Source organism: uncultured Maritalea sp. (assembly GCF_937139385.1).
GTDB lineage: Bacteria > Pseudomonadota > Alphaproteobacteria > Rhizobiales > Devosiaceae > Maritalea > Maritalea porphyrae_A.
The window spans coordinates 18,877-27,202 of sequence record NZ_CAKZPW010000111.1 but is presented as its reverse complement, the minus strand read 5'-3'; the positions used below and the strand labels follow the sequence as shown (position 1 = coordinate 27,202).

General features: G+C 50.7%; 8 protein-coding genes. All 8 read left to right on the top strand.

Annotation, left to right across the window (positions count from 1 at the left end):
* Nucleotides 1-564: M24 family metallopeptidase C-terminal domain-containing protein (locus tag Q0231_RS04625; protein WP_299345662.1), on the top strand; the 564-nt coding region annotated here is incomplete at its 5' end.
* Nucleotides 565-831: 267 nt separating this feature from the next.
* Complete coding sequence (locus Q0231_RS04620) at nt 832-1,578, top strand: FadR/GntR family transcriptional regulator (protein ID WP_299345666.1); 747 nt, start codon at nt 832-834, stop codon at nt 1,576-1,578.
* Nucleotides 1,579-1,715: 137 nt separating this feature from the next.
* Nucleotides 1,716-3,320, top strand: coding sequence for a peptide ABC transporter substrate-binding protein (locus Q0231_RS04615; RefSeq protein WP_299345660.1), 1,605 nt, complete (start codon nt 1,716-1,718; stop codon nt 3,318-3,320).
* 83 nt (nt 3,321-3,403) lie between these two features.
* Nucleotides 3,404-4,369: an ABC transporter ATP-binding protein gene (locus tag Q0231_RS04610; protein WP_299345658.1), complete on the top strand. Its 966-nt coding sequence runs from the start codon at nt 3,404-3,406 to the stop codon at nt 4,367-4,369.
* Nucleotides 4,366-5,325, top strand: coding sequence for an ATP-binding cassette domain-containing protein (locus tag Q0231_RS04605; protein ID WP_299345656.1), 960 nt, complete (start codon nt 4,366-4,368; stop codon nt 5,323-5,325). The genes Q0231_RS04610 and Q0231_RS04605 overlap by 4 nt, the downstream gene beginning before the upstream one ends.
* A complete protein-coding gene (locus Q0231_RS04600) occupies nt 5,322-6,248 on the top strand; it encodes an ABC transporter permease (RefSeq protein WP_299345654.1) in 927 nt (308 codons plus the stop codon). The genes Q0231_RS04605 and Q0231_RS04600 overlap by 4 nt, the downstream gene beginning before the upstream one ends.
* A gap of 2 nt (nt 6,249-6,250) precedes the next feature.
* Nucleotides 6,251-7,144: an ABC transporter permease gene (locus Q0231_RS04595; RefSeq protein ID WP_269393067.1), complete on the top strand. Its 894-nt coding sequence runs from the start codon at nt 6,251-6,253 to the stop codon at nt 7,142-7,144.
* Between the two features lies 1 nt (nt 7,145).
* Nucleotides 7,146-8,303 carry an aminotransferase class V-fold PLP-dependent enzyme gene (locus tag Q0231_RS04590; protein WP_299345652.1) on the top strand — a complete coding sequence of 386 codons (1,158 nt, stop codon included), beginning with the start codon at nt 7,146-7,148 and terminating at the stop codon, nt 8,301-8,303.
* The last annotated feature ends 23 nt before the right edge of the window (nt 8,304-8,326 follow it).

Sequence of the window (8,326 nt, the reverse complement as noted above, 5' to 3'; positions counted from 1 at the left end):
GACGGATTTGCCAATTCCTACCACGTTATGCACGGGCTGAATGTCTGCGACGCTGGTTTATCCGTCGAAAATGCCGGAGCCACTGTGAACCGCGCTGAAACGCTTGGTGCCCATACCTTTCAGCAGGCCATCGCCCCCGGCGAACTGGACATTCCAGCCATCCGTGGCGTCGGAGGTGGATTGTTGCATTTCGTCGACGACATCAGCGGCCTTCGGGATGTCTGGGATGTTGAATTCCGGCCTATCGAGGACGATACCGCCCCCGTAAGCGCGGGACTGACCCGCATTGACCATCTCGCCCAGACGATGGCTTTTGATGAGCTACTGACCTGCTCGCTTTTCTATATCTCACTGTTTGAAGTCACAAAATCAAGTGATGGCTATTTGCAGTTTGAAACGCTTTCCATGATCCCAATTGGCTTGGGGCCCGTGTTGCGCGAAAAGCTAAACGATGACGAAATCTCTTGGCTGAATGCGTATCATGAGTTGGTGCATGAAAAGCTTGCTCCCATGATGCCAAACGAGCTCTTGCCCGCTCTGAAGGCGGCGACCGCGCCGCTGTAAACTGCTTTCTACAGAGCAATCCAAGAATAAAGGCGTGCCAAATGTGGTGCGCCTTTTCCAATTGCGGACAAATGATCGCTCGCAGTCTACCACTAGCCGCCTTCCAGCAAACCACTTTGCGGAAGTCCTGCGCAAAAATCAGTAAGTTGTCTGACTTTTATTGAAAAGTTGACGTCTGACAGGCATTTTATCGACAAACAATGTTGACTCTTAAAGTTGTCAGACATATTACATCATATAAATACGAGGAGTGAGCCATTGGCTGACGTGAAGTCGAAATCAAAGAAACAGGAAAGTTCCAAGTCCGCAGCAATGCTTTTGCCCAAGATCGAACGCAAAAGCAGAACCGCAGAAGTTTTGGATGCGCTTGTGAAAATGATCGAAGCCGCTGACCTGCAGGTTGGCGATACGCTTCCCTCTGAAACACTACTCGCCGACCAGCTTGGCGTTGGGCGCTCAACCATTCGAGAAGCCTTGAACCGTTGGGAAGGATTGGGCCTGGTGCGTCGTCGCCGTGGCTCGGGTACCTATATCACCGCCAACATTAAATCTTCAAAGGGCCTTGGGTCGACCACAACGAAACTAGAAGCCGAAGGCTTGCTCAGAATATTGGATGTGCGCCGCACCTTAGAAAACGAAGTGGTCCGTCGTGCTGCACAAAACATTTCGGACAATCAAACTGAAAAAATGCGTGCTGCCTACAAAAAAATGGAACGACTGGTGAATGAGGGCATGCGCTGGCGCGAAGCGGATCATGAGTTTCACGCTGTGATCTATGAAGCAAGTGGCAACACCATGTTTGGACGGGTGATCCGGGATGTAGATGACGCGTTCCACGCTTCAAAGGTTTCCAATTCGCCGTTTGAAGATCCTGTCTTTGGCTTCCGTTCTGTGCCTTTGCACGAGAACCTATGCGAGGCGATTGCAAACCGCGATCCCGCAGCTGCAATTGCCGCCATCACAACAATTCTGGATTTGGTGGAGCAGGAGGTTCGATCAGTCTCAGAGACATAATTCAACCGACCCTTTTTTGCGCAAAGTGGTTCGGACAATAACAATCTAGCGCGTCAACCAATCTAGCCGCAGACCAACTCAGAAAACTCAATTTCTGGGAACGATAAAGCCATGTCTGCGAAAAAAGGGAGAAGAAAATGAAACACATGTTTAAACTCGCCGGGCTCTTGGCCGCCGGGTTGATGATGGGGCAAGGAAGTGCTGTTGCAGAAACCAGCATTACCGGGTTCCACGATTCAACTTCGGGCACTTACATGGACTATATGAAAACGGTCTATGCCCGTGCAGGCAAACCCGAACTGCTGCAGTTACCGCTCACAGCTTTTGACAAAGAATATGATCTTGTTGGTTTGGCTGCTGAAAGCTGGTCGCAGTCTGATGATGGGCTTACTTGGACCATTAATCTGCGCGATGACCTTACATGGTCAGATGGGCAGCCGCTCACTTCAGCTGACTATTTGTTTTCGCTACAACGTGCCGCAACATCTGGCTATGATTTTGCTTGGTATTGGGATTTTGCCGGTGGAATAAAAAACTGGAAGCCGGTAACTGAAGGCACCGCCGACGTTTCAGAACTCGGCCTGGGTGCGCCAGACGCGCATACGCTAACGGTCACCACAGAAACCGCAAAACCATATTTGCCCAGCGTTGTTTCACTTTGGTATCCGGTGCCAAAACACATTTGGGATCAGCATGGCGACGACTATGCAGCCAACGTTGATACGCTTGTTTCCTCAGGCGCATTCAAGTTGGACAGTTGGGAAAAATCCACCAACAAAATGGTCTTCTCAAAACGTGCTGACTACAACGGTCCATGGCCGGCAATGGTCGACAAAGTCACCATTGACCCATCGGTGGGTGCACCTGAAGTTGGCTTCCCAGCTTACCTTGCGGGTGATACTGACCTGACCAATCTAAATGCGGGACAAATCCCGTTCGCTGACGCCAAATTCAAAGAGCAACTGCGCACGAACGCCATTTTTGCGGTGTCTTATTTCTCATTCGATTTGGATGCTGAGCCCTTTAATAATTTGGATGTTCGTAAAGCACTTTGGTATGCGGTTGACCGCGATGAAATGACGTCGACTGTTTTGAAAAACTTGGCCATTCCAGCCAAATCTTTGTTGGCCCCTGGTTTCCCCGGATACAACGAGGAATTGACCAAACACGCCACGTTTGATCCAGAAAAAGCTCGCGAGCACTTGGCAAAAGCGGGTTATCCAAACGGCGAGGGTTTCCCAACTGTTGAGGTTTGGTATCGCAAACAGGGTGGCTATAACGGTGCGATTACCTCACCAATGTTGCAATACCTTCAAGCGGAGTTCAAAGAGCACTTGGGCATTCAAATGGACATCAAAGTGATGAGCATGGAAGAGTGGATGGATAGCTTGTTGAACAAGAAAAACAGCTTGTTCTTGGCGCCCTATGAATTTGATTATCTGGACCCAAGCAACTTCTACGGCATTTTCTACAATGGCGGACGTCACTCGCACCACCTTGCGTCATACGATGATTTGGTGGCCCAAGCGGATAGCAACCCAGATTGGGATGCGCGTCTTGGATTGTATGAAAAAGCCGAGATGGAATTGATCAACAATGTGTCGATCATCCCATTGATGCACCCCATCACAACCTCTTTGATCAAGAACGAAGTGAAGGGTGATGGCACTTCGCCGAATGCGCTTGGCTTCTCTCCATTGGATGCACGTGTGACCTACTTCTACACACATGTAACGAAGTAGTTCTTCAAAGGTCGCGGCGTTTGGCAAATCCTCCCGATGGGTGAGGCGCCGCGACCAGCTTTTATTGTGGGGAAACCAACGCAATGGCATTGATTGAAATTGAAAACCTAAGCGTCAACTTTTCAAGTCCTGACGGGCAAGTACAAGCGGTGCGCGATGTTTCGCTTGCACTTGAAGAAGGTCAAAGCCTTGGCATTGTCGGTGAAAGTGGTTCTGGTAAGTCGGTATCCTTGATGGCCCTTTTGCGCCTTTTGCCTGAGCAATCCGCAACCATCAAGGCGAACAAATTGATGCTTGATGGCGTCAATATGTTGGCCTGCCCGCACCAAGAGTTGGCAAAAGTGCGCGGCAAAGTTGCCTCTCTTGTTTTCCAAGACCCTATGGCCTCATTCGATCCTTTGTTCAAAATTGGCGATCAACTCACAGAAACTGTTTTAACCCATTTTGAAGTCACCTCAAGCGAAGCACTTGTCCGTGTGGAAAAGATGCTTGACCGCGTTGAAATGCCAGATTCAAAGCGCGTGATAAACAGTTATCCGCACCAGCTTTCAGGTGGCATGTTGCAACGCGCCATGATCGCCATGGCGCTGGTATGTGAACCCAAAGTTCTAATCGCAGATGAGCCGACCACAGCGCTCGATGTAACCGTGCAAGCGCAAATTCTGCAGCTAATCGGTGATCTTCAACAAGAAACAGGTATGGGCCTCATTATGATCACGCACGACCTTGGTGTCGTGGCCGAAACTGTCGACAATATCGTTGTCATGTATGGCGGTAAGGTGATGGAGCAGACCTCTGTTTTTGACTTGTTCGACAGGCCCCGCCATCCCTATTCGAAGGCATTGCTTGAAAGTATTCCCGGGCAGCTGCCTGGCAAAAGAAAGCTCAAAGAAATTCCCGGTCAGTCGCCCAATCCGCTGTCGCCCCCCGCAGGATGCCCGTTTCATTTTAGGTGTGAGAACGCAGACCAGAACTGCATTGACCAAATGCCGCCCTTAACGCGCTGGGACCAAACAAATGCAACCGCTTGCTTGAAGGTGGCATCATGAACGTAGCGCTGGAACTTAGAGGTCTTTCCAAGAGCTTTTACAAAAAGCAATCAAGCGCAGGTTTTTTCCGTTCTGAATTGGTTGAACATCGCGCCGTCGACAATGTCACGATAAGTGTGCCGGAACGAAAGATAGTCGGCTTGGTGGGCGAAAGTGGATCTGGCAAATCGACTGTTGGCCTGATGGCTATGCGATTGCTGGAGCCGACAAGCGGCGCAATCTTGCTCAACGGCACCGACATTTCAAAACTGTCACCTGAAGAGTTGAAGCCGCATCGCGCGCAGATGCAGATCATCTTCCAAGACAGTTACTCTTCGCTCAACCCCATGATGACCCTTTGGGAAATTGTTGCCGAACCGTTTGTCATCCACAAAACGCATGACGCAAATACGCGGCGAAACAAAGCCAAAGAACTGCTGGATATCGTGGGGCTAGGCGCTGCATTTGCCAATCGATACCCCCACGAATTATCCGGTGGGCAACGCCAACGCGTGTCGATCGCTCGGGCTTTGGCGTTAAAACCCAAGGTGCTGATCGCAGATGAGCCAACATCAGCGCTCGACGTGTCAGTGAAAGCCCAAGTGATCAACTTGCTACATGACTTGCAAGAGGAGATGGGGCTTTCGATCCTATTCATCAGCCACGAACTGTCTGTGGTGCGATCTTTGGTGGATGAAATTGTGGTGATGCATCGGGGACGGGTCGTCGAGCAGGCGCAAGCCGAACAGATCTTTCAGAACGCCCAACATCCTTACACCAAATCTTTGCTCGATAGTATTCCTGTGCTGAACCCGCACAACCGACGTCGAAGGACTTTTGTCTCAGCAAACGAACTTACCGCCAACAAGCCACGCTTGCCAAAATCCCAATTTGTGTTGGCGAATAATCCTAACCTAGCCCAGGTCGAAGACCACCATTTTGTCGATGCCTCGCCGCTAGAAGGAGCACCATCGTGATCGGCTATGTCGTCCGTCGTCTACTCTCCATCAGTGTTACTTTTATCGTCGTGTCGATCCTTGTGTTCATCATGATGCATGCCATTCCCGGTGGGCCGTTTGATGCGACCGAAATGCCTGTATCTGAAGCGGTGCGCGCCAAAATCATGACCCAATATGGGTTGGATCAACCGCTCTATGTGCAGTACCTGAAATACATGTGGGGCGTGTTGCACTTCGACTTTGGTGTGCCGTTCCAAAGCCCGGGTGAGACGGTGATCGAATTGCTCAGCCGCGCGTGGGTGCCAAGTCTCGTGCTCGGGGGAGCCGGAGTGCTGATCGGCGCGCCATTGGGCATTGCGCTAGGGCTTTACGCCGCTCTTAATCGCAACAGCTGGATCGACTATTTAGCATCTGCCGTTGCCACATTGGGTCTAACGGTGCCGGTTTTCGTTACGTCAATGTTGTTGATTTTGGTGTTTGCGGTGTGGCTTGGATGGTTGCCCGCCAGCGGCTGGGGAGCTCCAAAAAATTGGATCCTACCGATTGTTGCCTATGCGGCAATTCCACTCGCCACCTATGCCCGCTACACGCGTTCGGCAATGCTCGACACCTTGAATAAACCCTTCGTCACTGTGCTGCGTGCAAAGGGACTTTCAGAACGCGATGTGATCTTCAAGCATGTTTTGCGTAACTCAGCGATCCCCATGGTGACAGTATTTCTGCCCATGTTCATTGGCACCGCTACGGGCAGCATTTTCGTTGAGGCCATGTTCCGTGTGCCCGGACTTGGTGCCTATTTCGTTTCGAGCATTGAATCGCGCGATTATCCACTTGAAATGGCCCTGGTGCTCATCATCACGCTGATGTTCTGCATTGCCTATTTTCTGGCCGATATCGCTTACGCAATGCTCAATCCACGTATTCGTTTGGGAGGGAGATAAACATGGCCGACGTTGCCCCCGTTTTGACCATTGAGGCATCACACAAATCTCGAGGCGCTGCCTATTATGCTTGGCATCGATTTTTAGCCAACAAAGGTGCTGTATTTGCAGGTGTGCTCTTGTTGCTGATTTTGCTTGTTGCGGTATTTGCGCCGTTCCTAACCGGCGTTGGCCCCAATGAGCAAAAATACCTTACCAGTGCTCTGGCTTTTCCTTCGGCCGAGCACTGGTTTGGAATTGATGACTTGGGCCGCGACTATTTCACACGCATTATTCACGGGGCGCGGGTTTCGATTTCTATTGGATTAGCTGCTGCTAGTTTTAGCGTGTTAATCGGTTTGCCGCTTGGGGCAATCGCTGGCTATTTCGGTGGCACAATAGATTGGTTCATCATGCGCATTATTGAGATATTCTCGGTTGTCCCACCACTGCTGGCAGCCCTGCTGCTCGCAGCGCTTACCAAAGGGGGGTACTTCAATATCGTGTTGATTGCCGCGCTATTTGGTTGGGTGCAAGTATGTTTGATGGTGCGCGCCCAAGTGATGGCCTTCCGCAACAAAGAGTTTATACGCGCAGCCCAAGCGCTTGGTGGCTCCACTTGGTACATCATCTTGCGCCACATTATTCCGAACTCAATTTCTCCGATCATTGTGGGCTTTGTTTTGGCCATTCCCTTGGCCATGATGCTTGAAGCGGGGCTTAGCTTTTTAGGGGTTGGCATTCCGCCGCCAACGCCAAGCTGGGGGCAAATGATCAATTTGGGGATTAACTTCATGTTCTTTTATTGGCATTTGGCATTGTTCCCAACTCTTGCTCTGGCCATAACTGTTTTAGTTGTCACAATGTTTGGCGATGGGCTGCGCGATGCCTTGGACCCAACGCTTAAAGGTAGATAGTATGACGACAAATTTTGCTGATTATTTCTTGCTGCGCAAAGGGCTGACTTTTCTCAATCACGGTTCTTTCGGATCGTGCCCAAAGCCGGTGTTCCAGAACTACCAAGATTGGCAGCTGCGTCTTGAACAGCAACCGGTTGCATTCCTTGATCAAGAAAGAGACCTGATCAATAATCTCTCCAAACCACGCCACATGTTGGCTCAAGAGTTCAACACATCAGCTCAAAACCTGGTGCGCGTGACCAATGCCACTACAGGACTTAACGCTATCGCACGTTCTATTGCGCTGACGGAAGGCGATGAGATTTTGACCACCGACCATGAATATGCGGCGGTTGAGAATACGTGGGAGTTTTTGGTTCGAAAGGTAGGCGCGAAAATTGTGCGAGCTCAAGTGACCATGCCACTTCTCTCTGCGGATCAGTTCAATGAAGACCTGGTTTCACAAATGAACGAGCGCACAAAGATCTTGCTTCTCAGCCACATTACCTCGCCAACGGCTCTGTTGTTTCCAATCAAGCGCGTAATTGACGAAGCACGCCGGCGCGGGATTATCACTGTGATAGATGGCGCGCACGCCCCCGGTTTGATTGACTTGGACTTGGACGAGCTGGGTGCAGATTTTTATGTGGGGAACTGCCACAAATGGCTGCTGGCCCCCAAAGGGGCCGGATTTTTGTGGGCACGCCCTGATTGGCACCAAAAGCTAGAGCCTTTGGTGATCAGCCACGGCTGGAACGTGAAAGACCGCAAAGAGGATCGAACCGCATTTTTGGATGGTTTTGAAATCCAAGGCACCCAAGACCCTTCGGCTTGGTTGGCCGTTCCCGCTGCGCTTGAATTTCGCGAAACACACCATTGGGATGAAGTGAGCGCCGTTTGCAATCAGCGCGCGCAAGAATTCGCCAAAAGGGTCACCGAATTCACACAAATGGAACCACTGAGTTCACCCCAGTTTTGCGCGCCACAAATGGTGGCGATGCCCATGCCAAAATCAGATCCGAAGGCGTTAAAATCATTCTTGTTGAATGAAAGAAATATCGAAATTCCCGTTTTTGATTGGAAGGGGACGACCATTGTTCGTGTGTCTGTGGCCGCCTACAACAGCGCAGATGATCTGAATAATCTGCTCGAGGCCCTGCGCGACTACTTCAAATAGCTGGCCTTTTGCCCCAATTGTGG

Excerpts from the sequence above, each read along its gene's own strand:
- Q0231_RS04590 (WP_299345652.1), top strand. The coding sequence starts at position 7,146 with ATGACGACAAATTTTGCTGATTATTTCTTGCTGCGCAAAGGGCTGACT.
- Q0231_RS04615 (WP_299345660.1), top strand. The coding sequence starts at position 1,716 with ATGAAACACATGTTTAAACTCGCCGGGCTCTTGGCCGCCGGGTTGATG.
- Q0231_RS04610 (WP_299345658.1), top strand. The coding sequence starts at position 3,404 with ATGGCATTGATTGAAATTGAAAACCTAAGCGTCAACTTTTCAAGTCCT.
- Q0231_RS04605 (WP_299345656.1), top strand. The coding sequence starts at position 4,366 with ATGAACGTAGCGCTGGAACTTAGAGGTCTTTCCAAGAGCTTTTACAAA.
- Q0231_RS04595 (WP_269393067.1), top strand. The coding sequence starts at position 6,251 with ATGGCCGACGTTGCCCCCGTTTTGACCATTGAGGCATCACACAAATCT.